The following is a 25331-nucleotide window of genomic DNA, read 5'->3' on the forward strand; positions in this document are numbered from 1 at the left end:
GGGTGCAAGGAAGCACAGGAACGACGATGTGCAGGACGCACGTATGTCGTGGGTGCAGGAAGCACAGGAACGGCGATGTGCAGGACGCACGTATGTCGTGGGTGCAAGGAAGTACAGGAACGACGATGTGCAGGACGCACGTATGTCGTGGGTGCAAGGAAGCACAGGAACGACGATGTGCAGGACGCACGTATGTCGAGGGTGCATGGATGTACAAGAAAGGTGATGTAAAGGGTATACCTATATAGTTAATACATAGATAGACAAGAACGACACTATACAGGCGTAACCAGTCATACCAGCCTCAAAGTTATTTATGGCTACCCAAGCCTTAAACTGAATGTGCATTCATTTAATGAGATACACACCACGTAAATATAAAGTTTAAGTAGTATATTTCTAAGAAATATAGCTACAAACACATTGAGCTAACTAAAATATAACTTTGCAAAATAATATCCCTACCTCAAGTATTCTAGCTTCAAAATAAAAAATATTTCATCAGGTTAACCAGTGGTGATGTGTGCTAAAATCAGCGCGAGTTAACATAATCAGCTATTCAGAAGTTAACTTAGGCTAAATTCTGGTATTGAACCTGAAATAATACAAAAACATATAGATTTACATATAAAACAGTTAACTTGCACTCATAGCTGCCTTTTAAGGGAGATATCATTTGATAAGACGCTCTAAGTGCTATTTTTCTATGAATAGTTAACTATATATGTTGAATATTCAACTTAGTTATATGAAAAATAAATTATTTAAAGCTATATTAATTATAGCTTGTAGCTAATTAATATATACAAAATAGCTTGAAATTAGCCAACGCATTGCAATAGTATATTAAGTGACATTACTAAAAAAAAACAACCATAGACTCTCGCATCAGACGCATACATTAGGAATTAACATGACAGATCTTAGACAACAAGCACTGGATTATCACCAATACCCAACTCCAGGTAAAATTAGTGTTGAATTAACTACCCCGGCTGAGACCAGCCAAGATCTATCACTCGCTTATAGTCCTGGTGTTGCTGAACCTGTTCGTGCTATTGCTGAGAACCCTGACGATGTCTATAAATATACCGGTAAAGGTAATACGGTTGCTGTTATTACTAACGGTACAGCAATTTTAGGTCTAGGTAACTTAGGTCCAATGGCCGCTAAACCGGTGATGGAAGGTAAAGCATTATTATTTAAACGTTTTGCCGGTATTAATTCTTTTGATATTGAAGTAAAACACAAAACGGTTGAAGACTTTATTAGCACAGTAGCAAATATCGCTGACAGCTTTGGTGGTATTAACTTAGAAGACATTAAAGCACCTGAATGTTTTGTCATTGAAAAAGCGTTAATTGAACGTTGTAAAGTACCCGTGTTTCACGATGACCAACATGGTACTGCTATTGTCACCGCAGCAGGTATGATCAACGCGTTAGAAATTCAAGGTAAAGAACTGCGACACGCTAACATTGTTTGTATGGGCGCAGGTGCGGCAGCAATTGCTTGTATGGAGCTGTTGATTAAATGTGGCGCACAACGTGAAAAAATTTATATGCTCGACACGAAAGGCGTTATTCATACCCGTCGTGACGATTTAAATGAATATAAAAAATTATTTGCTAATAATACCGATAAACGCACTTTAGTAGAAGCTATTGATGGTGCAGACGTATTCGTTGGCGTATCTGGCCCTAATGTATTATCGGCGGAACATGTCAAGCTGATGGCTGCTAAGCCCGTGATATTTGCTTGTTCAAACCCAGATCCTGAAATTAAGCCAGAACTTGCTTTGGCTACGCGTGATGATTTAATTATCGCTACAGGTCGTTCAGACTACCCTAACCAAGTAAACAACGTACTTTGTTTTCCATTTATTTTCCGTGGCGCTTTAGATGTACGCGCACGTACTATTAATGACGAAATGAAAATAGCCGCTGTGCATGCTATTCGTACCTTGGCGAAAGAAGTCGTGCCGGCTGAAGTGCTTGCCGCTAGTGGTACTGAAAGCTTAAGCTTCGGTAAAGATTATATTATTCCTAAGCCAATGGACTCGCGCTTACGTTCAGCTGTAGCTATTGCAGTTGCGCAAGCCGCCGTTGATTCAGGTGTTGCAGCACTAGAGATGCCTGAAAACTATAACGGTTAGTTATTGAGGTAGCTAAAAGCAAGATAGGGTGTCGGTATTGGCACTACAAATTAGGCGTCACATTGACGTCTTTTTTGATTTTAAAAGCTTATTAAATACAGACAATGGATTTCTTCGGTTTTTGAAAACTATTTATCAACAACTTTAGAATGATATGTATGCTGAAAAAAACTCCAGAGTAAATTTACAAGCAAGGCAGTAGAGCAGAGTATATGACAAAAGCAATTAAACAACGCATATCTAACATTGCCTTAGTGGTTGAAGATTACGATGATGCAATTAAATTTTATACCCAAAAATTGAACTTCGAACTCGTTGAAAATACCGATTTGGGCGGCGGAAAACGCTGGGTACAAATTTCACCTCCGAACGCTGAAGGGACTAATATATTATTGGCGAAAGCGAGTAATGATCAGCAGCAACAATCAATTGGTAACCAAGCCGGCGGACGAGTTTTTTTATTTCTACAAACCAATGACTTTTGGCGAGACTATGAACACATGAAAAGCCAAGGTGTTGAGTTTACAGAACAGCCTCGGGTTGAAGAATATGGCACAGTAGTCGTGTTTAAGGACTTATATGGAACGAAGTGGGATTTACTACAATTAAATGATGCAACTTGGTAGATTTAAAAATGAATTTCACCAGTAAATACTTCAGATAATAAAAAAGGCGCTTTAAGCGCCTTTTGTCATTTATAAACCTAATAGTTTATATCCCATTAATCTTCTGTTTCTTCTTCCATGTCAGTTTCGTATTCACTAAAGTCAGTTACACCTTGTGCTTCTAACGCTCTGCGAACACTTGCTGGTAATTTTTGTGTGTTGTCTTTAGCCAAATCACTATCGTCAGGTAACGGTTGGCCAGTGAATGCGTGTAAAAACGCTTCACATAATAGTTCACTGTTGGTTGCATGGCGCAAGTTATTTACTTGTCGGCGTGTACGTTCATCAGTTAGTACTTTTAACACACGTAAAGGGATAGACACGGTTATTTTTTTTACTTGCTCACTTTTTTTGCCGTGTTCGGCGTAAGGGTTAATATACTCGCCATTCCACTCTGCCATGAATATTCCTCTATGCTTAATTAATTGCGATAAACTTAGAAATTGCTGTTCTGGTGTACCAGTTTGCGATAAGTTTTATCTTACTAGCTGATTTTACTGGTTGTGGGGCGTGAGTCAATAACGAATGTGTAGAAGTTTAGATGTCTAAAGTTCTTGACCGCACACTTTAAAGCGTTTAGATTGATAGACGTCCAAACATCTATATAGAAAATATCCAATCTGGAGTTCACATGAGCGAGAAAAAAATAGCCACTACCGCTGTTCGAGCCGGTATAAACAGTGACCAACACCATGGCGCTGTTATTCCAGCTCTTCATCTTTCAAGTACCTATGCATTGAAAGGTTTCAATGAAAAGCGTCAGTTTGACTATTCACGTACGGGTAATCCAACGCGCGCAACATTTGCCCGTGCTATTGCTGAATTAGAACAAGGTGCGGTTGGTATTGTCACAAGTACAGGTATGTCGGCCGTTCATCTAATTTGCCAGTTGCTTAATACCGAAGACACAGTAGTGATCCCTCATGATTGTTACGGGGGCAGTTTTCGATTATTTACGCACCTGGCCAAACGTGGGCAATTTAACTTAGTGGTTGTTGATCAAAACGATCAAACAGCATTAAGCGAAGCGCTTGCCAAAAAACCTAAGTTAGTCTTACTTGAGTCTCCTAGTAATCCGCTTTTACGTTTGGTCGACATTGCCGCGATAACCATACAAGCCCATAACGTAGGCGCTTTAGTCGCTGTTGATAACACCTTTTTATCACCGGCGTTACAGCAACCACTATTGTTAGGTGCTGATATTGTTTTTCACTCAACAACTAAATATATCAATGGTCATAGTGATGTCGTTGGCGGCGTTTTAGTTGCCAAAGAACAAGCATTAGGTGAAGAGCTTGCTTGGTGGGCAAACTGTATCGGCATAACAGGCTCAGCATTCGACAGTTACTTAGCTTTACGTGGCTTAAAGACCTTACCTATTCGGATGAAACAACATCAAATTAACGCTAATGCTGTCGCAGCGTTTTTGCAACAGCATTCAGCGGTAGAACAAGTATATTTTCCAGGCTTGAGCGATCACCCACAACATGAATTAGCTAAAAAGCAGCAATATGATTTTGGCGCCATGATGAGCTTTGAGATTAAAGGGGGCGTTGAAGCGGTGAAAGTATTGTTCGATAAATTAAAGTTTTTCACCCTTGCTCAATCATTAGGTGGTGTTGAAAGCTTGATCAGTCATCCATCCACTATGACTCACGCGGGTATGGAGATTGAAGCACAATTGGCTGCTGGTATAACTCAGTCATTAATACGACTTTCTGTGGGTATTGAAGATATCGAAGATATGATCGATGACCTTTCGCAAGCACTTGATGCAAGCCAAGCCTAAATTCGTTATTCAAAAGTTGGCCAATCCGTGTATTTGGTCGACCTTGATATAAGCGTATTAAAAATAATTTAAAAGTGGTGTGACAATATCAGTCAGCCTGCGGTAATAAAATGATTGATCCTAATGTAGCGGAAACGCCTAATTCGGCAAATAATAAATTGGTAAAAATTGCTAGTAATGTGCATAAATTCGGAGGTAGTAGCTTAGCCACCAGTGCATGTATTGAACGTGTAGTGGATATTATTCGTCAGCATTGCCAGATAAACGACATTGTAGTGGTATCTGCCAACGGTAGTACTACAGATGCATTGTTTGATATCTATCAGCTAGCTGTTGAACTAAAAGATGCGACGTTGCTAAGTGCTGAATACAATAAAGAAAATAATGAATTAGTAACGTTACGTGAGCAATTACTTGCCGCGCTTGCTGATTTAAATACTGTGCAAGCCACATTAATTGATGAGCTTTTAAATACCAGCAGTGCTGCCAGACTTAATGGTTTATTAAGTGATGAAATTGCAGACAGCACAAAAAAATTAATCAATGACCCTATAAGTTATCAAAATGACTTATTAGCCTTTGGTGAAGTATGGTCAGCACGTTTATTGTCAGCGGTATTAAGTGAAAGTGTTTGCCCAAGTTATATGTTAGATGCGAGGGATTTCTTGCTACTTCAAGATGAAAAAAATTGCACCATTGACTATAGCGTAAGTGAAACTGCATTCTCTGCGCTTCGCCAACAGAATAAATTAGTGGTTGTAACAGGCTACATCGCACGTAATAAACAACAGCAAACGTGTACATTGGGGCGTAACGGTAGTGATTATTCGGCCACAATAATGGCAGCATTGTCACAAGCGCGAAATGTTACGCTTTGGACTGATGTTGATGGTATTTATAGCGCTGATCCTCGCATTGTACCTTCAGCGAGAAAACTACACCGTTTGCCTAATGCTGTAGCTAATGAACTTGGTCGTTTGGGTAATCCTGTTTTACATGCAAAAACTTTACAACCATTAACTAGTCATAATACCCACCTACATGTTGCGAGCAGTTTTGCACCTGATATTAGCGGTAGTGAAATAGGCAAGTTTGGTCAAATAGCAAAGCAAGAGCTTTCAGTGACCAGTTTAAACGATTTAATATTAGCAAAGTCTGCTAGTTTTTTAGCCAAGTCAGGTGAGTTAGCGGTAAGTGAATTTTCACCGGTTTGTTATAACCTTGACGAAGGCTACATAGTTGTACCACAGGCACAACAAAAGTCGGTTAGCCAGTGGCTAGCAAGCCATGACACAGAAGTAACCTTTAAACCAGTGGCGATTATAGCTATTGTGGGTCATAGCGTGGCAAAGCAAGGAGATATGCGCGCTAGGTTTAAAAGAGCGCTAAAACATCAGCCTACTTTACATTTTTTACATTCTTTTAATGAACATAGTTATATTGCGATATTACCAGAGGTTTGTTCGAGTGAAGTGCTCAATAATGTTCATGCAGATATGACAAAAGACGCTAAAAATATTGCATTGGTTGTTGCTGGTTTAGGCAATGTTGGTCAACGTTTTTTAACCATGTTACCTAAACAAATTGCACGAGTTTCAGGCTTAGAAAATGTTCATTTAGTTGGCTTGGTTGGTGCCAGTAAAGCGTTAATAAATACCGATGGTATAGATGTAGCCAATGCGCTTGAACATTATCAGCAACAAGCACAGCAATATGATAGTGAACAATTATTAGCGTGGCTAACCAGTCACCCATACGATGAATTGATTATTGTTGATATTACACCTAGTGAAGCTTTCAGCCATTTGTATCAAGAGTTTTTTACCCGTGGCATACATGTCATTGGTGCGAATAAATGGGCTGCTTCTTCAAGTACAGAAAACTATCGAAAATTACTGATAACTGCAGAAAAAAGTAACAGTATTTGGCTTGGAAATACGACGGTTGGTGCAGGCTTACCTATTAATTCAACTATTAAAGAGCTACTTAATAGTGGTGACAAAATTTCAGAAATCTCTGGCATATTTTCTGGTACTTTATCTTGGTTATTTCAGTATTACGATGGTTTGACACCATTTTCAACGCTGCTTAATGACGCGTTATCACAAGGTATTACAGAGCCAGATCCACGAGAAGATTTATCAGGTAGAGATGTACAACGTAAACTCTTAATACTCGCGCGTGCTGCTGGATTTGAGTTATCGTTAACTGATATCGATTGCCAAAGCTTAGTACCAGAGCCACTACGTGATATATCATTAGCCGAGTTTCTTACACGAACAGCTGAGCTAGACGAAATGTTTTTGTCGCGCTTAAAGCAGGCACAAGAGAAAGCTTGTGTTATTCGTTATGTAGCAAGATTTATAAGCGAAGATGATCAGGTTGTAGCTAAGGTAAGTTTGGAAGAGTTAAGTGAAACGGATGCCTTCTCGCAGTTAACACCGTGCGATAACGTATTTCAAATTAAGAGTGAGTGGTATCAGGAAAATGCGTTGATTATTCGTGGCCCAGGTGCAGGTCGTGATGTAACCGCTGGTGGCATTCATGCCGATTTGGTTACTATTTGCCAACAATTAAATCATCGTCATCAGCAAGTTAAGATCAATGGTTTAAATTGAGGTTTAAGTTGAGGTTTAAATTAAGGACTTAAATTAGAGATATAGATTAAGGATTTTAATTTTCATTCATTACAAAACTGTTAGCGATAAAAAAATATTGATTGGCTTTAACTCAACCAATCAATATTTTATTGATACATCTAATTATAGTTGCTGTTAACTATGTATTAAAAAGATTTACCTATGCTAAATACTAGGTTTTCGTCACTTGTAGAGCCGGCTAATTCTTTTGAGTTAGATACAATAGCAATACCAACATCGAAACCTGAAACTTCAGTACCGTAACCTACTTCGATGTAATCACCATCAAAGTCTTTACCCCAAGTACCGTAAATAGCATAAAAACCTTCATGCTCAACAGTAGCCGATAAGAAGTCGTAGTCTTGATCTGGACCATTTTCAACTTCCCACTCACCCACGTTATAAGTCAGTGAGAACATATCGTAGCTTAAACCTAAGTTGATTTCGTTATATGAGGTATCAAAATCACCCGTGTATTGGTATGAAGTAAAACCAACGCTATAGCCTAGACCACTGTCTAGCTCTCCGCCGTAGCCACCATAAATATCAACTTCTAAACCGTCTTGAACGTCCGCCGCCCAAGTTCCAAGATAAAAGCCACTATTTTCATAGTCAATACCGGCACTAGCTGAGGCTGTGTCTGTTTGTACAATACCACGGAAAATATATTGAGAAACTAGACCAACATTGGCACTTAAACCTTCTACTTCAAGTGCTGAGGCTGAAGTAGAAACCAATGCTGAAGTTGCTAGAATCGTCGATAATGAAAGAGAGATAATTGATTTTTTCATGTTTTAGTCCACTAAGTTTTTATAATTGATGTAGCTATTGCAAAGAAAGTGCCTGAGTGCCTATTTTTATATTAAATAATCATATATCAGTGCTTTACATGTTTTTTAGTTGAATTTTAATTTGTCATCAAATGTATAATTGTACTAAATTGGTGCAATTATCATCGATTGTGTGCAAAAAAGGGCATCGTTTGATGCAAGTATTCAATATTTAATGCTTCTTATACTGAAATTAATCAAGGTGTTGAAATCTACATGTGAACTTGATTACGATATAAGATGTTATATACATTTTTGTGACTGATCTAAGTCGCAAAATTTGCACAATTAAGTTAAAGTATCGCAAATTTTGTCAAGGTAATTACTATGTCTGATTTTCTTATTGCTCCATCAATTTTATCTGCTGACTTTGCTCGCTTGGGCGAAGATGTTACAAAGGTGCTTAATGCTGGCGCTGATGTTATTCATTTTGATGTGATGGATAATCACTTTGTACCAAACTTAACGTTTGGCTCAATGATCTGTAAATCATTACGAGACTACGGTATTACCGCACCTATTGATGTGCATTTAATGGTGAAGCCTGTTGATAGCCTGATCCCTGATTTTGCTAAAGCCGGTGCTGATATTATTACCTTCCACCCTGAAGCTAGTGATCATATTGATAGAACCTTGCAGCTCATTAAAGATCATGGCTGTAAAGCGGGCTTAGTATTAAACCCTGCAACACCTTTACATGTTTTAGATTTCGTTATGGATAAACTCGATGTTATTTTGTTAATGTCAGTTAACCCAGGCTTTGGTGGGCAATCATTTATTCCTACTACTTTAGATAAACTTCGCTTAGTGCGTGAAAAAATCGATGCCAGTGGTTTCGATATTCGTTTACAAGTAGATGGTGGCGTTAAAGCCGATAATATTGCAGATATAGCTAAAGCAGGCGCTGATATGTTTGTGGCTGGTTCGGCTATATTTTCAAAGCCAGATTACAAAGTTGCAATTGATGAAATGCGCGCAGCATTAGCCACCGTTAAATAATTAACAGATTAAATAATTAAGAAAACTTCAAGGATAAAAAATGAGTAAACCTATTGTACTAAGCGGCTGTCAGCCATCAGGCGAGTTAACCATTGGCAATTATCTTGGTGCATTAAAGCAATGGGTAAGCATGCAAGATAGTCACGAATGTTATTACATGCTGGTTGATCAGCATGCCATAACTGTTCGCCCTGAGCCTGAAGCGTTGCGCAAAGCAACTTTAGATGGTTTAGCATTATATTTAGCTTGTGGCGTTGACCCAGAAAAAAGCACTATTTTTATTCAATCACATGTGCCTGAGCATGCGCAATTGAGCTGGGTATTAAATTGCTACACTCAAATGGGTGAGCTTAATCGCATGACGCAATATAAAGATAAGTCGTCTAAATCTGAAGCCAATATGAACTCAGGTTTGTTTACTTATCCGGTTTTAATGGCCGCTGATATTTTATTATACGGCGCCAATAAAGTGCCCGTTGGCGATGATCAAAAACAGCATTTAGAATTAGCACGTGACATTGCTACGCGTTTTAATAACTTGCATGGTGAAACTTTTAAAGTGCCTGAACCCTTTATTCCTGAGTTTGGCGCTCGTGTCATGAGCTTATTAGAGCCGACTAAAAAAATGTCAAAATCTGATACGAATCCAGGTAACTTTATTGGCTTACTAGAAGATACTAAGAAAATAACCAAAAAAATTAAACGTGCTGTGACTGATTCAGACGAGCAAGCGAATATCTATTTTGATATTGCAGAAAAGCCTGGTGTATCAAACTTGTTATCGCTTTTATCATGTACAACAGGTAAAACAGTTGCTGAACTTGTGCCTGAATATGAAGATAAAATGTATGGGCATTTAAAAGGTGATGTTGCTGAAGCTGTTGTTGCTTTACTTGCGCCGATTCAAGAACGTTATCATCAATTTCGTAATGACCAAGCCTACTTAGATGAAGTGATGCGAAAAGGTGCAGATAAAGCGTCAGCGCGTGCGAGTAAATTGCTAGCTGAGGTTTATCAAGCTATTGGTTTTATCGCCAAACCTTAATTACACCTTATTGCACTTTTGTAATATCTAAAAAGCCGTCGTAACCACGACGGCTTTTTTATGCTTAAACCTCAGTAATACTAAGCTTTTATCTAATTAATCTTTACTGTCTTTTTCTACGCTTTTTGTCGCTTTATCAAAGAGCTTACTTGCGTCATTAACAAAGGTTTCAACATTAGTACTTGGCGCAAATATAAAGGCTGGCGACATAATGGTGGTGTCAAATTGCGGGCGCGGATTAAAGTCAGGTTGTTTACTCATTTGAATGACAAAACTGCCGCCAAAGAGCAAGAGTATTAAACATGAGGCGACAACATTTCTACGACGTAAAGTCATGTGAAAGCCGACATAACAGTTAAGCCAAAATAAGCCAAAAGCCAATAGCAATGGAATAATAGATAACAACCAGAGCATTGAAAAATTACTGGAAGTATTAAAGTGCACAATGTTTTCAAAAATATCACTGAGCCACATTAAATTAAAAAAGATAAAGCTAATGCCCATTTGGGTCCAAAAACGCGCATCATGTTTGGTCAAGTGTGACACTAATGCAATGCCGGCAGGCCATAAGGCAAAGCCTAAGGTTAAGCCAATGGTAGGCACAAGTATTTGAGTTAACGAAACTTCGTTAGCATTGTTTAAATTGATTATCCAACCACCAATTAAAGCAAATAAAGTCATACTAAGTGCAAGTACAACAGGGTGACGCGCTAAGTTTATTAAGCTCTCGAATGGACTAATGGCAATACTTTCAGATACAGGATGACTAGGAAAAACAAGGCGTACTTGGCTTTTACCAATGGAGATAATATCGCCAGAACTGACTTTATGTTGGATAACATTTTCTTTACTGCCTTCAAGAAAACTGCCGTTAATTGACCCTTGATCATCAACCAACCAATGCTCACCGTTAAAATGCAACTGCAAGTGTTCAGGACAAACATGAGGGTCACTAATGATAATGTCGTTATCGTAGCCCCGACCTATAGTAATGTTGTTTGGAGCAAATTTTTGGCGACTTAAGAGTTTGTGACCATGACTGATTTCTTCAATAATTATTTCCATGAAACCGACTCCATAAATTTAGCTAAAAAGGCAAGTGAGGTTTCTTGTGCAACGCCAGAAATGGTGAAATGGCTGAGTAATGCGTATTGCTCATGGTCGACAGAAATAGCGATATAAAGCACATCGTACAGCGCCGGGAAATCTTTATAAGCACGAGTACAAAATACGGCTTTATTATTAATATTGCTGCTTTGTGGCATAACAAGGTCATGGTGACATTGATATTCAGTTACATCATCCTTACCTGCTAGATTACCTGGTGCTACTTGGTTTAGCTGACGCTCAAAAATATGATAAAACTTAGTACTGCCAATTTTATCTGATTCCATATAACGGTATTCCATTTCTAAAGAGCCAGTAAAAAAGTCAGAAGAAATATAGGTATTTTCATCTAAATCGCAATTTGCAACGGCCGCCATTATTTGAGCATCGACTTTATCTGAGTTGGACTCACCCCAGCAACGTACAAAAGGCACATCAATAGTAGGTATTAAGCCTCGACCTAATTGCTTTAATTGCCAATCACTTTTCAAAATTGTAGTAATTAACTTTTCTTGATTCTGCATAAGCTGAGCTGCCATTTGTTGCTCAATGCTTTTTGGTGGGTTTTGTTGATATTGCTGATAAAGCGCAAGTAATTTGTCGTGTGGCACTAAAAAACCGATTTGATTACCCGAGGTAGCAACATTAATGCCGACGACTTCGGTATTCTTATTAACAACGGGGCCACCACTCATGCCTGAGTTAACTGAACCCGTAAAGTGAATGCGGTCGTTAAAAGACTCATTTTTTAAACCATTATATGTACCCGGTACGACTATCATGCCTAAGTCATGCGGGTTACCTAACGAAAATAGCTCCTCACCTTTTGTCGGCGCTTGCTTCGCGATATGAAAATATGGCATTTCAGTGCTAACTTCACGTTGAACAATGGCAAGGTCATTAATGACATCTACACTTTTTAAGGTAAGCGCTGACTTGTTACCTTTATTATCTAAATACTCTATGGTGTATTTATGAGGATGTCGGGCAAAACCTGAAATAACGTGATAATTAGTCGCAATAAGACCATCGCTGCTAATTTGAAAACCCGAGCCAATAGAAGACTTTTCACCACTGGCTTTGTCGATTAAGCGTATTTGATAAAGTGAAGGGGCTAATTGTTTAAAAATTTCTTCGGCCTGCTCAACAGCAAAACTTAACGTGCTAAAACACATAAGTAGCAGAGCAAAAATAGCTTTCATTGAATATCCTTTTTTATTATTACTTTAGGAACTGTTTGACCTTTAGGCAAAGCAGAACTTATCTGGTTACCATTGTGCCAGTGTAATAAATTTTGTCATCTTTTATCCGATTAAATACCGTTTTTCTCTGTTGCATAACATGGTTGATGGAATGGTAATGTGAGCATTTGATTATTAATAGCCGATAAAACTGTCGTTTTTAATTAAAGCAGCTTGAGCAGCACAGAGCACATTAGAGGCTTTGTATAATCAGTAGCTTAGTAACCTCATTTCCCCGAAGGGCTAATATAAGCGAAAACATATGTATAACTAGCTAATAGCCATCATTTACTCTGATGCATATTACTCAGCTTTATTTTGTTTACATAAGCGAAATTACCTATTTAAGTCTATTATTAATATATTGAAGTTACTGGGCCTCTCCACGTTATGAATTCGAAAAAAGCTGTTAGCGCGTTAAGCCACAAATATATTATTAACGACCCATTGCATCAGATATTTGATGCAGTCAGTGCTATTTCTGTACAGGGATATGATGAAAATCGACGGGTAATTTATTGGAACGAGGGCAGCGAGTTACTTTATGGCTTCACCAAAGAAGAGGCGACGGGGCAACAAATAGAAGACCTTATTATTCCCAAACCCATGTGTGAGTTTGTTATTGCTGCGCACACTAACTGGATAAAAAATGGTGTAGAAATACCCGCAGCAGAACTTACTTTACTTGATAAACAGGGTAATGATGTATGTGTTTACTCAAGTCATGTGCTCTTTACTAACCAATACAACAATAAACAAATGTACTGTATTGATATTGATTTAACCGATGTAATACATGCACAAGCACAAGCTACTTTTAAAGATCAGATGCTTGAGACTATATTTAAAGCGATACCCGATTTATTTTTCTTGATGGAAAGTGATGGAACGATTGTAGATTATCACGCCAGTAACATAAGTGACCTTTATGTATCGCCTGAAAAATTTATTGGTAAAAATATGACTGATGTACTACCGGAAGACGTTGCCCGCAAGTTTCATAACCATATAGCCAAAGCATTAAAACAAACCGAAATGATAAGTTTTGAATATGATTTAATCCTGCCGCGTGGTTTATCCTTTTTTGAAGCTAGAATTAATTATTTGTCAAAATACCAGCAGCTCGTTGTTATTATTCGTGATATTACTGAGCAACATAAAAATGCAGAGTTGATCCGTCATCAAGCTTATTTTGATTGTTTAACGCTATTACCAAATCGATTTTTGGCACTAGATCGCTTAACACAAATATTAATTGAAGCAGATAGGAATACTGAGCAGGCGGCGGTACTTTTTCTTGATTTAGATGACTTTAAAAAAGTGAACGATTCTTTAGGACATGAAATCGGCGACAAGTTGTTGATCGAGTCCGCGAAGCGACTGCAAAATGTTTTACGAAAAGAAGATACGGTTGGTCGTTTAGGTGGTGATGAGTTTATTATTCTTTTACGGGGCCTAACCGAACATTACAATGCGCTTGCCGTTGCTGAGGTTTTACTAAAAACCTTTAGAGAGCCATTCAATATTGATGGCAGAGAGCTGATATTAACATTGAGTATCGGAATTGCCCTTTATCCTGAAAATGGCCTTGGCGCCTCAGACTTATTACGTAATGCTGATACAGCAATGTACCAAGCTAAAGCTTTAGGGCGTAATACTCATTCTTTTTTTACCAAAGAAATGAACACGGTTATGCAACGTCGTTTTGCGATTGAAGAGCAAATGCACGGAGCATTAGAGCGTCAAGAGTTTGAATTATACTATCAAGCCCAATTTGATCTTAGCAATGACAAAATGGTCGGTGCGGAAGCTTTATTGCGCTGGCATAATCCTGTATTAGGTAACGTTACACCTGATGAATTTATACCTATTGCTGAGCACACAGGACTGATAGTACCCATTGGGCAGTTTGTCATTAGGCAAGCCTTAACGTTTTTAAGTGTTTGGCAAGGTAAAGGGAATAAAAAATACACCATGGCCGTTAATTTATCTCCTCGCCAGTTCAGAGATGAAGGGCTATTGAGATTGATTCAAAATACGGTGAATGAAGCTGGTATTGATTTTGAGGATTTTGAGTTAGAAATTACTGAAGGCGTATTGATGGGAGGACAGTCTTATATTAAAGATGCTTTACATGAAATCAATAAGTTAGGTATAAAACTATCAATGGATGACTTTGGCACAGGTTATTCATCGTTAAGTTATTTAAGGCAGTATCATTTTGATATATTAAAAATTGATCGTAGTTTTATTCATGGTATAACGTTAAATAAATCGGATTGTGATTTAGTTAAAGCAACTATCGCCATGTCACATAGTTTAGGGCTTTTGGTTGTAGCTGAAGGAGTAGAAACCAAAGAGCAACATACTTTGTTGGGAGAGTTAGGTTGTGATTTTGTACAAGGCTTTTATTTAAGTAAGCCGATGCCTGCAAAGCAAATAATGAATTTGTCTTCTTATTTTAACTAGGCCTTTTAGTGTTTTTTTGTTATTTTTTACAACTTTTTTATGAAAAGAATGAGAGTTTTTTAAGCTGTTCGCTCCCCTAAGTTTGCGGTTTTATTTGTTGTCGTATCGTGTTTGTTGGAGTATGATTTAATGATAATAGTTATCATTTAAAACGCAGGCTTATATCTTTATTTTTGAATGATATAAGTATGATTTCGGCCATTATTTTAGGCTGTTTTTAGTCATTGTCCTTGTGGATTTACTTAATGAATGGCAATTTTTTTGCCATTGTAGTCAATTAGTTTTTTTATCGGAATAGAGTGTTAATCACTCATTTAAGGTGCAGTAACAATATTATGGATAACATACAAGCTAGGCGTTATTTACTAGATAAAGCTGAAACAATCGAATATTTTCCTTTTGGTGAGGATGTCAGTGTATTTAAAGTAAAGCATAAAATGTTTGCAACCTTAGCCCTAGGCAAAGGTAATGAAAAAGGCACTCAAGGGAAAATGGCGGGGCATTATTGTATTAACTTAAAATGTGAACCCGATGAGGCTGTAATGTTACGTGATGTATTCAGCGCGGTTATACCTGGCTATCATATGAATAAAGTACAATGGAATACGGTGATTTTGGATGGTTCAATTCCTCAGGGAGAAATTGAACGCATGATGGATAACTCATATAGGTTAGTGGTGAGTAAAATGCCTAAAAAAGAACAAACGTCACTACTAATACACCTATAGCACAGTATTTATCAATAGGTTGCTCTTGGGGCAGGTAGGTCAACATACTGATTAGTTGATTCATAAAACAGCGACTCCTTTAATGGAACCGCTGTTATAAATAGAAGCTTCCACCGAAAATTTATTTTTCAAATATGCAAGGCGGATGAGTTTTAATAGTTTCAGAAGCCATTTGCCTTAAAATTTGCTGAGTTGCTTCATCTACATCGATGTTACTATCAAAGGGCAACAAATCTGCTGCCTCACCAGTAATAACTTCATAAAAAATGAAAGCGCTGAGTAATTGCCCAGTCAAAGATGCGTGATTACCGTCATCTGTATGTAAGACGATTTGTGGATACGTCATGATGACTCTATCCCAAGCTAAGCCAACAGGTGCAACACACGCCTTTTGTAATTCAGCAATACCAGTATGTATAAGATGCACTCTACTCCCTTCTTGAGTTTTCCCTTTTTGTGGGTGCTCAGGGAAAAGTATCGGGGTTGTGTTATGACTCTTAGCTTTATCTATCCAAGCTAGTGCTGCATTAATTGGGTAGGTTTTCGCACCTGATTGAGAATATTTTTGGCCTTGTAAGATAACATGCGTCCAAAGCTCACTTTCAAGTAACTCAATTCTTCTTTGTTTACTGGAACTATCATCTAAAAATCCACCTCCAGCATTTTTTATGGTAATTGTGGCAAAAGGGTTGCCTGCACTAATAAGTCTTTTAAGTAAGCCACTTAACCCTATAACATGGCTATTACCAAAGAGTAACACTTGATAGTTATTAGCATAACGATTATCAGGGATCGCGATATTATTAATCGGTATGCTGGTGTTACCTGAAGTATTATCTGTTTGTGGTATTTCTGCGTTATTGCCACCGTCAGAGCAAGCCGATATAAAAACTACTATAAGTAAAAAACTGAAAATTTTCTGCATAATGTATCCTTTATTATATTTGATAATCTTTTGCCACACGGCCTACTTTAATTAAAAATAGGCTGGTAGATTTGTTTCAATACTTCTGCGCTATAACTGGCTTCATGCGGTACATTATTTAATGCTGAAAAGCTGACTTCTTTGACACAACCTTCCCAGGTTTGAGTCTCAGTGCCATTACTGGTACTACTTACTTTCGGGTGTTCCACTGTGGTGAATGTTTCACTACAACCATTGATAAGCAACCAGTGTGCGAGTGTTTCGGCAACCGATTTTATCTCACCCACCTCTCTACCCTTGATAGGGACTTCTCTATCTTGTGGACTATGAAAGTGATGCACAGTCACCGGTGTAGATGTTGAGCAGGCGCTAAAGTCACCCCTATATTGTCCTGCAAGAGATACAATTGCGGTTATATGTCCTGGTATTTGACAGGCAAGTTTATAAGCCATAAACCCACCGGCAGAGTAGCCAAAAATATAAACTTTATCGGTGGTAATGTTGTTGTCAGTTCTGATCTTAGTCAGAAGGTTAACAATAAAATCTACATCGGCTTGCTTAGCATTCGCGGAGTCATTAACACTTTCCCAGCCCCATTTTTCATTTATACCTTGAGGCGAAACGGATATTAATTGTTCACTATCACTGATTGATTTAGCATTAAATATTTTACTGACTTTTTTAGGAGATCCAGGAGCGCCATGTAAAAACACTGCGATCCCTTCAATAGTATTGCTAGGTTTATAAACAATGGCCTCTCTATTCTCTAATGTTATACAGCTTGTTCCCGACTCAAGTGATTGTCCTGCACATGTCGTTATTATCGGTGTGGGAGATGGTTGCTCTGCTTTTTTACTACCGCTTCCTCCACAGCCTAAAAGTAAACTACACGAGATTATAGTAAGGTTAATCATGCTTTTTTTATTCATTATATTGCTCTTGTTATGCTTTACTCATTTAAAGCTGGAGTGTGTCAGTTTCTTGATTTCATTCAATAAAGAGGTAACAATGGTTTTATAATGAAATGATAATGATTAATTAAATGATGGAATACTAAATGCGTTTTTTATTTGGCGATATAGTCGTTGACGTTGAACAGATAGCGTTAATTAAAGACGATAAATGTATTGAGTTTGAGCCTCGAATTTTTGAATTACTGGTCTATTTTTGTCAACATCCTCAAGAGGCTATTTCTAGAGAAGAGTTAATTGCAAAAGTTTGGCGAGGCAGAATTGTTAGTGATGCAGCGATTAATCGAGCTGTTGGTGAATTACGTAAATTAATCGAAGATAACCCGTCCTCACCACAATGGATAAAAACGGTAAGTAAAGTGGGGTATAGATTAACGGCAGCACCTGTTATACAAAACATCCCAAGTGAAAATAATAAGCCTCAATCGGACTTAGCTGAGTCTGATTCCCTAGACACTCACCCAGCTGAAAATGATGAGATTGCTACGCCAACAAATAATCGTCATAAATTTCAGCTATTAGGCGGTAAACGAGGATGGATTTTTGCGGCATTAGCGTTAAGTGTATTTTTTATTTATAAATTATATGGGTCTACAAGTTCAGCCGACAACTTGCGGGTTGTTGGGTGGCAACCTGTTACATCAACATTAGGGAACGCTTTTAACGCGAGTTATGATGCAAAAACAGGTTCACTGGTTTACCTACACCGGACTGGCACTGATGCGAGTGCACAACTTTTCATTAAACAGGCTGACGCACCTGCTCAAGCGATTACAGATGATAATTATTACTACACCGATGTTTTATTTGCCGGCGATGGTTTTATTTATGCATCGAGATTAAACAACTTACAACAAAGGCAGTGTGAAATAGTTAAAGTTAATTTAGCTGCCATGGCGTTTGAACCGATAATTGATTGTGGCGAAAGGGTGGTTACACAACTCGTTTTTGATGAGAAAAAGAGACGATTAATTTATCGCTCTAGATCAAGTATATCTGAGCCATATGCTATTTATTCTTATCAACTTGATACCGGAAGAAAGCAACAACTTACTCATCCGATACAAACAGGTAATACGGTAGGGGATTATATGTTTGCAATATCGCCTAACTTTAAAACCTTAGCTGTTATTGAGTACAACGGTGATGAAACCGATAAAGTTAAACTTATTTCGCTAAATGATAATTCTATTATATTGACTGCCGATTTTGTTGATGAAGTTTACGGCATGGTTTGGCATTCAGCAGATATAATTTTAGTGGCAAACAGTACTGGATTATTCAGTTTTGATGTTAATCATCATACGCTAACGGTTATTGAACATGGCGACCAGTTCAGCCGGCTTGCAAAAGGCGACACTAATCAAACGGTGATAACTGAACGTAGTCAATCGACGGTTAATATTTTTAGTTACGCTAATCAGGGCAATAAGTTAATACCATTAACAAAAAGTAGTGGTATTAATCTCAATCCGATACTTGGAAATAAATCTAACGTACTGGCATTTACATCTAACCGTACGGGTAAAGAACAAATATATATTCAAGCTGAACAAGGTGGCATTAGTATTGCCGCGTTTGATGAAAAAATCACTTATATTGCCGCTATGGCCTTCTCATCTGAAGATAATCAACTCGTTGCGAGCATTAATAATGCTTTATATCGCTATTCTTTGAAAAATAAAAAATGGCAGAAAATCGCAGTAGGATTTACAAAAGTGCATCACGTTGCTTATGTTGAAAAGCGCATCATGTTTAGTGCTGAAGTTGATGGACAATGGAACATCTGGCAGATGTCACCAGATAATACCGTTACTCAGGTAACGACTAACGGTGGCTATAGTGTTCAAGGAAGCAATAATCAAATTTATTACACTAAGTTTAATCACGAAGGCTTATATCAATTAGATTTAATGACCGGTGTTGAGTCGACCATAATTGAAAGTTTTCCTATTTCTGGTTGGCGACATTGGCAATTGCGCGATAATACGATTTATTACTTAATGGGTAAATCATATAAGTCATTAAATTTAACAACGCTTGAACAGAAAATTATTTACAACTTTAAAGGCAGAACGCCTAATAGTTGTAATACGGCTTTTTCACACGACTTTTTTGCTTGTGAAAAAATTGAGTCAGACACAAGCAATGTCTGGAAGTTTCAGTTGTCGAATTAATCGAGTTTAGTTGCAGGGCAAAGGATAGTTTCACGCTTTAGATGATCTTTATTTACGCAGAGCGCGTACTGTTAGTTAGATTAAGTATTGATTTCAATAAATACTCAAACGGCTACTTGAACATTCTTATAAGGAGATAAATGGCGTGTTACCACATAAATTGTTAGGCGTAATATTTGACTTAGATAATACCTTGGTTTCTTCAAACTTAAACTTCGACGATATTCGCACAGCATTAAGGTGCCCGAAAAATATCGACGTACTCGATTTTGTAGATACCTTACCAAAAAAGCAGCAAATATTAGCCAATAATTTATTAGTTGAATTTGAACTTAATGACGCGCTAAATACAAAAAAGTTACTCGGTACTGGTGAACTTATTGAGCTATTGTCTCGGTTAGGTATTCCTTGTGCTATTGTCACGCGTAATTGTCGAGAAGCCGCATTAATAAAAATTCAGCGTAACAATATTGACATTGAATTGCTTTTTACAAGAGCGGACCACAAAGCCAAACCCGCACCAGACGCCTTATTACACTTAGCTAAACTATGGGCACTGCCCGTTGAAAACTTATTATATGTTGGCGATTACTTATATGACCTACAAGCGGCTGAAAATGCTCATACTATGTCATGCTTAGTCACACATCTTGAAGTGGTTGAATATGCCAGTATGGCGACAATTGTGGTGAATGAGCTTACCGAGTTAAGCCATAGTATTGAGTTAACCTTTGCCCGTGAAACTACTTGTGACTCAGCCTAAAACTCATCACGCGGCGAAAATTAATCCCGCTTTAATATCTAAGTAAGCATGATGCGCTTTATTGCTTTAATTATATTTTTTACTTTGTGTACCTTTTTTGGTTTAGTAAAAATTTATAGCAATAAGCCATTTACGCTGAATAGCTCGGAACTGATAGCGAGCAAAAAAGAGCATATACCTATGATTGACTTTACTAAGCAAAATTTATCACAGCTAGGCCTTTTGGAACCACAAGACATTGAAAGCTGGCGTATTACAAATGATGGCGTTATGGGAGGTCAATCTCAAGGGAGCTTTTCATTGCAAGCAAGTCATGCTCTTTTTGCAGGTCATATTTCGCTAGAAAATAATGGCGGGTTTAGTTCAGTCTTTCGTTCGATTAAATCGTTAAACAAAGGCTTTGAAAAGGTGTCTATTAATATTAAAGGTGATGGGCTTACTTATCAATTAAGAATGAGCGTAAAGCTTGATGGTTATCGTTTAGCGTATAAACACAATTTTACTACAGTTGCTGGCCAACAAAAGCAGTTAACGTTTTTGTTAGCAGACTTTCAAGCCTCATTTCGGGGGCGCAACATTCCTAATGCACCAGTACTGTTATCAGAAAACATTATAGAAGTGGGATTTTTAGTGAGTAGTAAAGTCGCTGGTGCTTTTTCATTAGCCATTTCAAGTGTAAACTTTAAATAGCGAGTGCTGTTTGGTAAAGCTTCGTAATGGTTGTGATAATTAAGTCGCTAACCTAGCTACTTAATTATCAAATAGTAAGCCTTTGACTACCAGTTAATCGTTTCACCTTGCCAATCAAGATAACTTGGGCTCTGGTCTATTGGGGTGTTTTCAACAATATCTAATAGCTGCTTAGCGACAAACTCTGTACTAAAAAGCTTATTTTCCGGAACATTTTTTTGAAACGGTTTCGATAATGGCGTATCGGTTGTACCTGGGTGAAAAGCAATAAGTTTTATATTTTTAGCTCTGCGAGCTAGCTCTATCGCTGCGGTTTTTATCATCATGTTTAAAGCCGCTTTTGATGCGCGATAACTATACCAACCACCTAAGCGGTTGTCGCTTATACTGCCTACTCTAGCGCTAAATAGCACGAATGTGCAGGGTGACTTCCCTGTCAATAATGGAGTTAACTTTTGTATCCATAACATCGGCGTTAAAGTGTTTGATGTCATTACTTGAATGAAAGATTGAGCATCAAAGTCTTCTAAGCGTTTTTCCGGTTTAATGGTGTCGTTGTGGAGTATACCGTTACAAACAAATACGCGGGTTATTGGTGCTTGGTTATGTTGTGCTAATTGCGTTATAGCGTGATCAATTGACTGTGGTTGATAATCTTCAACCCTAATTTTAGTCACCTGTGATGAATTGGTTACACTCGTTTGCAAGTCAGCATGTTTGAAATTACGGCTTATCAGCAGTAAACCTGTATTTTTATCAGTTTGTACTTGCTTAGCGATAGCCATACCAATATCGCTACTTGCGCCGATGATCAGTGTTTGTTGGGTTGTCATAGCATGTTCCTGATGTGCAGTGAGTGGTTTTAATGTTAAATATTTTTGCGAGCAGCGCTGAAATTGGATGACGATATTTCGCTAAACCCAAATATATCCAGTGGCTGATGGTTTTAATTATTGGCCAATTTAATGGCGCTACCCAAAAGCCTTTACCCACTAAAGTCCAAGCTCTATGGGTTACTTCAAGTCCCAGTAGCAACTGTGACTTATAATGCCCATGCAATATTTTCATGGCATCATCAAAGCAAACACTCGGGTAGCGTGCAGAAAAATCATCTTGATGTATATCGACCAAGCTAATTCTGTTGTCTGTATCATGCTTTTTAAGGTGTGCCATTTCTGTCGCGCACATTGGGCAATTACCATCATAAAAAATTGTTAACATCAACATGCCTCACAGAGGTTTAAGTGTATTTGAGTTTGCCTTTTATTCACCGTTAAGAGGAATGCTTTTGGGCAATACCCCAGGTTTAGCGTAACTCAAACGTGAAAGTCTTTTACTGGTGTGGTAACTGTCAAGGCCTGAAACCATAACGGTATTCAATGACTCAATATCAATGTAACCATCATCTTTAATCGCTGATTTTTGGCATAAAATATCGGTAATTTCACCAATAACTAATACCGTATTATTAAGCGTGATAGGGACTATTGATTTTAATGCCAGGGCATACTTTAGCTGACTCTCTTTAACAAAAGGTGCATCTATACCTGCGATTAACTCTGCGGTTAGGCCGGTTTGTTTAAATTCGCATTCTTCATCATCATAACGGGCTGATGTTTGATGGGCTGCTTGCCAAAAGCTCTCACTCACTTGATTGATGGTATATTGTTGAGTCAGTTTAATATTTTTTAACGTATGTCGATCAACACTGTCTGGACGTGAAATAAAACCCACTAAAGCAGGTGAAGCACCTAAATGAAATACAGAGCTAAACATCGCTAAGTTGTGTGTGCTGCTCTGGCTACTCGTCCCAATAAGGTTGGCACTTTTAAAACCAGACAAGCTATTAATAATTTGCGCTCTATAACGAGGAGCCATTGAAGTCATTTCGTCTTTATTTATATATTTCATTTAAGTTATGTTTGGTAAGCCATATCTATTATTCAATACGACAAGCATCGGGTTTACGATCACCTTATTTTAAATGAACCTGCAATAATGAAGATTGCTAGGTTAGCTAATCGTTTTGCTATTTAGTTGAAAAAAGCCTTTTTTATTTGTGCAATAACAAAGTGCATAAAGAAGTAAATCACAACCGAGGCTAAGGCTATTACAGCAGCAAAAACAGATGACAATACCGCGCCAAAAGTAATGTTCATACTAAGAATAAAGCCTAATACGTATTGCGCTTGATAAACTTTAAAAAATAGCGCAAAAACGAGTATCGCAGGAAATAAAACCGCAGAAATATCGCTATACCCTTTAATAAACATTAATGACAATATTACGCCATAACCAAAGGCTATAAAAAAACTGAATACCACCTGTTTACAAATTAATGAGTTTTGCTCAGCAGGTGCTTTTCGTATTCTATTTTCAATTCGGATCATAGCTAACCAAGTAAAAAATGGTAACAAAATTCCGCCCCAGCCATTTGATATTTCTGGCATGTCAGCACGCTGAAGAAAATAATGACTTGGCACGCCCAAGTGAAAATATTGCCAAATTAGCATTGTCCAAATAGTGAATGTTATAAAGCCAACCAAGTACCATTTAATTACACGGAGTTGTTTCTCGTTCATGCATAGATCTTATTTCATTGATGTTATTGTTAAATAATAGCAATGATTACGGTAACGTTTTTCTCTGTCAGCACAACGTTGAATTTAACAATGTTGAGCTGAAGCAAATAAGTCAACGATTGCATTTATCATGGCGTGGTGAGACTACTTTCTTAATTAAGCGGATTAATAAAAGCAGATTGATAAATGTGGATGGATAAAGTGAGTGTGACCTCATAGCCACAAAATTTAATGTATTCGACTTTAAAGATGTTAATTCACTCTAGTGGTGAGTATAGAAAATACAGAGATTGCGTAAATCTTGGGGATACTTTTTGCAGTGAAAATTTTAGTTTTTGAATGATTTATTAAAGATATTTTTTTAACGTTAAAGTTTAACAGAGACTTTAACGTAAATTAAAAAGCAGATTAAAAGATAACTGCTAATATTATTGTTTAATGACTGCCGTAATTCAATTAATTAAGATTTGATGCTGAATTAATAGGATATATCATTAAACGTGCATATAATATCTATTGATAATGCATGGGTAAAAAAGGAGATTTAAGCTTTGCATGAAAAAAAACCACTAGCACCTGCTGTTTTAGTGCTTGCCATTACTGGTATTGTAATTTGCTACTTTATTGTAGAAGGTTTTACAAACCAAGAAAAATACCCCATCACTATTGCTGTTTCTAAAACGCCGCTTTCTACGCCTTTTTATGTTGCCAATGCTATAAATGCGTTTGAAAATACTTGTGTTGATGTGACGTTTGATCAGGTGATGGGAGGACAAGTATCTTTTGAAAAAGTTATGAATGGTGAGGTTGATTTTGGCACAAGTTCAGATTCTGTCATTGCTTTTCAAAGCTTAACGTCGCAGCAATTTGTCACCCACGCTATGTTCGTACAGTCGGATAATGATGTGAAATTAATTACTCATGCTGTTGATGAAATTGAGTCCATGTCAGCGTTAAAAGGGAAGCGAATAGGAGTTACTAGAGGCACATCTAGCGAATATATCTTAAGCACTTTATTGGCTATTGAAGGGCTAACGATGAATGATGTCAAGTTGCATCATTATAAACCTGAAGAATTGCTCTATGGCTTTAATCAGGGGGAAGTTGACGCTATTCTTCCATGGGAACCCTTTGCCTTTGAAGCGATGCAACTATTGAATGAAAAAGTAAAAATTCACGATACTAAAAGTTTAAGCACCTTGAGCTTTAACCTGATCTCTAAAACCGCAGACAGCGAGCTTTTAGAAAAAGCACAATGTGTTATTGAAGGCTTAAACATTGCCATTGATTATATTGCTTCAAACCCCGAAACAGCTAAAAAAATAGTCATTGCAGAGTTGGATGTAGATCCTGAATTTATTGCTTGGGTTTGGTCAGATTACATTTTTAAGCTTGGCTTAAATCATTCCTTGATGTTAAATATTAACTCTCAAGCTATTTGGGCTATGGAGGCGCAATTAGGAGGGTTTGACCATATTCACAACACAGATCGTATTGTTGATAGTAGGGCACTTACCAAGGTCAGTCCTGGGTCAGTAAACCTTTCAATGTGAAAA

At 37.6% G+C, this 25331-nt stretch carries 22 protein-coding genes; 12 read left to right on the top strand and 10 right to left on the bottom strand.

Going from position 1 to position 25331, the window contains the following annotated elements; translation table 11 throughout:
* Positions 1-913 precede the first annotated feature (913 nt).
* Positions 914-2155, top strand: coding sequence for a malic enzyme-like NAD(P)-binding protein (locus DBO93_RS01490; protein ID WP_108454750.1), 1242 nt, complete (start codon positions 914-916; stop codon positions 2153-2155).
* 212 nt (positions 2156-2367) lie between these two features.
* A complete protein-coding gene (locus DBO93_RS01495; protein WP_108454751.1) occupies positions 2368-2781 on the top strand; it encodes a VOC family protein in 414 nt (137 codons plus the stop codon).
* A 95-nt stretch (positions 2782-2876) separates the two neighbouring features.
* Here DBO93_RS01495 and metJ read toward each other — a convergent pair whose 3' ends face one another.
* Positions 2877-3221: a met regulon transcriptional regulator MetJ gene (gene metJ / locus DBO93_RS01500; RefSeq protein ID WP_108454752.1), complete on the bottom strand. Its 345-nt coding sequence runs from the start codon at positions 3219-3221 to the stop codon at positions 2877-2879.
* 230 nt (positions 3222-3451) lie between these two features.
* Here metJ and metB point away from each other — a divergent pair, with 230 nt between their 5' ends.
* On the top strand, positions 3452-4609 hold the full coding sequence (metB, locus tag DBO93_RS01505) for a cystathionine gamma-synthase (protein ID WP_108454753.1): 1158 nt from the start codon (positions 3452-3454) through the stop codon (positions 4607-4609).
* Between the two features lie 110 nt (positions 4610-4719).
* Positions 4720-7227, top strand: a complete 2508-nt coding sequence (gene metL, locus DBO93_RS01510) for a bifunctional aspartate kinase/homoserine dehydrogenase II (RefSeq protein ID WP_108454754.1) — start codon at positions 4720-4722, stop codon at positions 7225-7227.
* A gap of 167 nt (positions 7228-7394) precedes the next feature.
* Here the strand turns inward: metL and DBO93_RS01515 are convergent, their stop codons facing one another.
* Positions 7395-8039: a TorF family putative porin gene (locus tag DBO93_RS01515; protein WP_108454755.1), complete on the bottom strand. Its 645-nt coding sequence runs from the start codon at positions 8037-8039 to the stop codon at positions 7395-7397.
* 366 nt (positions 8040-8405) lie between these two features.
* Between DBO93_RS01515 and rpe the strand changes: the two genes are divergently transcribed.
* Together rpe and trpS are read left to right on the top strand one after the other, a co-directional pair.
* Positions 8406-9077 (top strand): ribulose-phosphate 3-epimerase, encoded by a 672-nt coding sequence (gene rpe / locus DBO93_RS01520; RefSeq protein WP_108454756.1) that lies wholly within the window; start codon positions 8406-8408, stop codon positions 9075-9077.
* Positions 9078-9117: 40 nt separating this feature from the next.
* Entirely contained in the window at positions 9118-10122 is a 1005-nt protein-coding gene (trpS, locus tag DBO93_RS01525; protein WP_108454757.1) for a tryptophan--tRNA ligase, read from the top strand.
* Positions 10123-10218: 96 nt separating this feature from the next.
* On the opposite strand, the gene DBO93_RS01530 is transcribed toward trpS, so the two are convergent.
* Both DBO93_RS01530 and DBO93_RS01535 read right to left on the bottom strand, forming a co-directional pair.
* Positions 10219-11187, bottom strand: a complete 969-nt coding sequence (locus tag DBO93_RS01530) for an FHA domain-containing protein (protein ID WP_108454758.1) — start codon at positions 11185-11187, stop codon at positions 10219-10221.
* On the bottom strand, positions 11178-12431 hold the full coding sequence (locus DBO93_RS01535) for a serine protease (RefSeq protein ID WP_108454759.1): 1254 nt from the start codon (positions 12429-12431) through the stop codon (positions 11178-11180). Before DBO93_RS01535 ends, DBO93_RS01530 begins: the two co-directional genes overlap by 10 nt.
* A 429-nt stretch (positions 12432-12860) precedes the next feature.
* Between DBO93_RS01535 and DBO93_RS01540 the strand changes: the two genes are divergently transcribed.
* Together DBO93_RS01540 and DBO93_RS01545 are read left to right on the top strand one after the other, a co-directional pair.
* Entirely contained in the window at positions 12861-14939 is a 2079-nt protein-coding gene (locus tag DBO93_RS01540; protein ID WP_108454760.1) for an EAL domain-containing protein, read from the top strand.
* Positions 14940-15274: 335 nt separating this feature from the next.
* Positions 15275-15667 (top strand): MmcQ/YjbR family DNA-binding protein, encoded by a 393-nt coding sequence (locus DBO93_RS01545; RefSeq protein WP_108454761.1) that lies wholly within the window; start codon positions 15275-15277, stop codon positions 15665-15667.
* 121 nt (positions 15668-15788) lie between these two features.
* Here DBO93_RS01545 and DBO93_RS01550 read toward each other — a convergent pair whose 3' ends face one another.
* Together DBO93_RS01550 and DBO93_RS01555 are read right to left on the bottom strand one after the other, a co-directional pair.
* Positions 15789-16592, bottom strand: coding sequence for a hypothetical protein (locus DBO93_RS01550; RefSeq protein WP_108454762.1), 804 nt, complete (start codon positions 16590-16592; stop codon positions 15789-15791).
* A 47-nt stretch (positions 16593-16639) separates the two neighbouring features.
* A complete protein-coding gene (locus tag DBO93_RS01555) occupies positions 16640-17521 on the bottom strand; it encodes a prolyl oligopeptidase family serine peptidase (RefSeq protein WP_108454763.1) in 882 nt (293 codons plus the stop codon).
* 128 nt (positions 17522-17649) lie between these two features.
* On the opposite strand from DBO93_RS01555, the gene DBO93_RS01560 reads away from it, so the two are divergent.
* From DBO93_RS01560 to DBO93_RS01570, 3 genes are all read left to right on the top strand, one after another.
* Positions 17650-19740: a transcriptional regulator gene (locus tag DBO93_RS01560; protein ID WP_108454764.1), complete on the top strand. Its 2091-nt coding sequence runs from the start codon at positions 17650-17652 to the stop codon at positions 19738-19740.
* 145 nt (positions 19741-19885) lie between these two features.
* Positions 19886-20503, top strand: a complete 618-nt coding sequence (locus DBO93_RS01565) for an HAD-IA family hydrolase (RefSeq protein WP_162533694.1) — start codon at positions 19886-19888, stop codon at positions 20501-20503.
* Between the two features lie 180 nt (positions 20504-20683).
* Positions 20684-21193: a CIA30 family protein gene (locus DBO93_RS01570; protein ID WP_108457700.1), complete on the top strand. Its 510-nt coding sequence runs from the start codon at positions 20684-20686 to the stop codon at positions 21191-21193.
* Positions 21194-21279: 86 nt separating this feature from the next.
* On the opposite strand, the gene DBO93_RS01575 is transcribed toward DBO93_RS01570, so the two are convergent.
* From DBO93_RS01575 to DBO93_RS01590, 4 genes are all read right to left on the bottom strand, one after another.
* Positions 21280-22026, bottom strand: a complete 747-nt coding sequence (locus DBO93_RS01575; protein ID WP_108454766.1) for an SDR family NAD(P)-dependent oxidoreductase — start codon at positions 22024-22026, stop codon at positions 21280-21282.
* The gene (locus DBO93_RS01580) at positions 21989-22414 is read right to left on the bottom strand and encodes a DUF393 domain-containing protein (RefSeq protein ID WP_108454767.1); all 426 of its coding nucleotides are present in this window, start codon (positions 22412-22414) and stop codon (positions 21989-21991) included. Before DBO93_RS01580 ends, DBO93_RS01575 begins: the two co-directional genes overlap by 38 nt.
* A gap of 42 nt (positions 22415-22456) precedes the next feature.
* Positions 22457-23104, bottom strand: a complete 648-nt coding sequence (locus DBO93_RS01585; RefSeq protein WP_108454768.1) for a flavin reductase — start codon at positions 23102-23104, stop codon at positions 22457-22459.
* Between the two features lie 122 nt (positions 23105-23226).
* Positions 23227-23775, bottom strand: coding sequence for a hypothetical protein (locus DBO93_RS01590; RefSeq protein WP_108454769.1), 549 nt, complete (start codon positions 23773-23775; stop codon positions 23227-23229).
* Positions 23776-24326: 551 nt separating this feature from the next.
* Between DBO93_RS01590 and DBO93_RS01595 the strand changes: the two genes are divergently transcribed.
* Positions 24327-25328, top strand: a complete 1002-nt coding sequence (locus DBO93_RS01595; protein WP_108454770.1) for an ABC transporter substrate-binding protein — start codon at positions 24327-24329, stop codon at positions 25326-25328.
* Positions 25329-25331: the final 3 nt, after the last annotated feature.

Origin of the sequence: Colwellia sp. Arc7-D (assembly GCF_003061515.1) — a bacterium.
Classification (GTDB): domain Bacteria; phylum Pseudomonadota; class Gammaproteobacteria; order Enterobacterales; family Alteromonadaceae; genus Cognaticolwellia.

What these genes read in the sequence shown, in the direction of transcription:
- DBO93_RS01490 (WP_108454750.1), top strand. Translation starts at nt 914, where the DNA reads ATGACAGATCTTAGACAACAAGCACTGGATTATCACCAATACCCAACT.
- DBO93_RS01495 (WP_108454751.1), top strand. Translation starts at nt 2,368, where the DNA reads ATGACAAAAGCAATTAAACAACGCATATCTAACATTGCCTTAGTGGTT.
- metJ (WP_108454752.1), bottom strand. Translation starts at nt 3,221, where the DNA reads ATGGCAGAGTGGAATGGCGAGTATATTAACCCTTACGCCGAACACGGC.
- metB (WP_108454753.1), top strand. Translation starts at nt 3,452, where the DNA reads ATGAGCGAGAAAAAAATAGCCACTACCGCTGTTCGAGCCGGTATAAAC.
- metL (WP_108454754.1), top strand. Translation starts at nt 4,720, where the DNA reads ATGATTGATCCTAATGTAGCGGAAACGCCTAATTCGGCAAATAATAAA.
- DBO93_RS01515 (WP_108454755.1), bottom strand. Translation starts at nt 8,039, where the DNA reads ATGAAAAAATCAATTATCTCTCTTTCATTATCGACGATTCTAGCAACT.
- rpe (WP_108454756.1), top strand. Translation starts at nt 8,406, where the DNA reads ATGTCTGATTTTCTTATTGCTCCATCAATTTTATCTGCTGACTTTGCT.
- trpS (WP_108454757.1), top strand. Translation starts at nt 9,118, where the DNA reads ATGAGTAAACCTATTGTACTAAGCGGCTGTCAGCCATCAGGCGAGTTA.
- DBO93_RS01530 (WP_108454758.1), bottom strand. Translation starts at nt 11,187, where the DNA reads ATGGAAATAATTATTGAAGAAATCAGTCATGGTCACAAACTCTTAAGT.
- DBO93_RS01535 (WP_108454759.1), bottom strand. Translation starts at nt 12,431, where the DNA reads ATGAAAGCTATTTTTGCTCTGCTACTTATGTGTTTTAGCACGTTAAGT.
- DBO93_RS01540 (WP_108454760.1), top strand. Translation starts at nt 12,861, where the DNA reads ATGAATTCGAAAAAAGCTGTTAGCGCGTTAAGCCACAAATATATTATT.
- DBO93_RS01545 (WP_108454761.1), top strand. Translation starts at nt 15,275, where the DNA reads ATGGATAACATACAAGCTAGGCGTTATTTACTAGATAAAGCTGAAACA.
- DBO93_RS01550 (WP_108454762.1), bottom strand. Translation starts at nt 16,592, where the DNA reads ATGCAGAAAATTTTCAGTTTTTTACTTATAGTAGTTTTTATATCGGCT.
- DBO93_RS01555 (WP_108454763.1), bottom strand. Translation starts at nt 17,521, where the DNA reads ATGAATAAAAAAAGCATGATTAACCTTACTATAATCTCGTGTAGTTTA.
- DBO93_RS01560 (WP_108454764.1), top strand. Translation starts at nt 17,650, where the DNA reads ATGCGTTTTTTATTTGGCGATATAGTCGTTGACGTTGAACAGATAGCG.
- DBO93_RS01570 (WP_108457700.1), top strand. Translation starts at nt 20,684, where the DNA reads ATGATTGACTTTACTAAGCAAAATTTATCACAGCTAGGCCTTTTGGAA.
- DBO93_RS01575 (WP_108454766.1), bottom strand. Translation starts at nt 22,026, where the DNA reads ATGACAACCCAACAAACACTGATCATCGGCGCAAGTAGCGATATTGGT.
- DBO93_RS01580 (WP_108454767.1), bottom strand. Translation starts at nt 22,414, where the DNA reads ATGTTAACAATTTTTTATGATGGTAATTGCCCAATGTGCGCGACAGAA.
- DBO93_RS01585 (WP_108454768.1), bottom strand. Translation starts at nt 23,104, where the DNA reads ATGAAATATATAAATAAAGACGAAATGACTTCAATGGCTCCTCGTTAT.
- DBO93_RS01590 (WP_108454769.1), bottom strand. Translation starts at nt 23,775, where the DNA reads ATGAACGAGAAACAACTCCGTGTAATTAAATGGTACTTGGTTGGCTTT.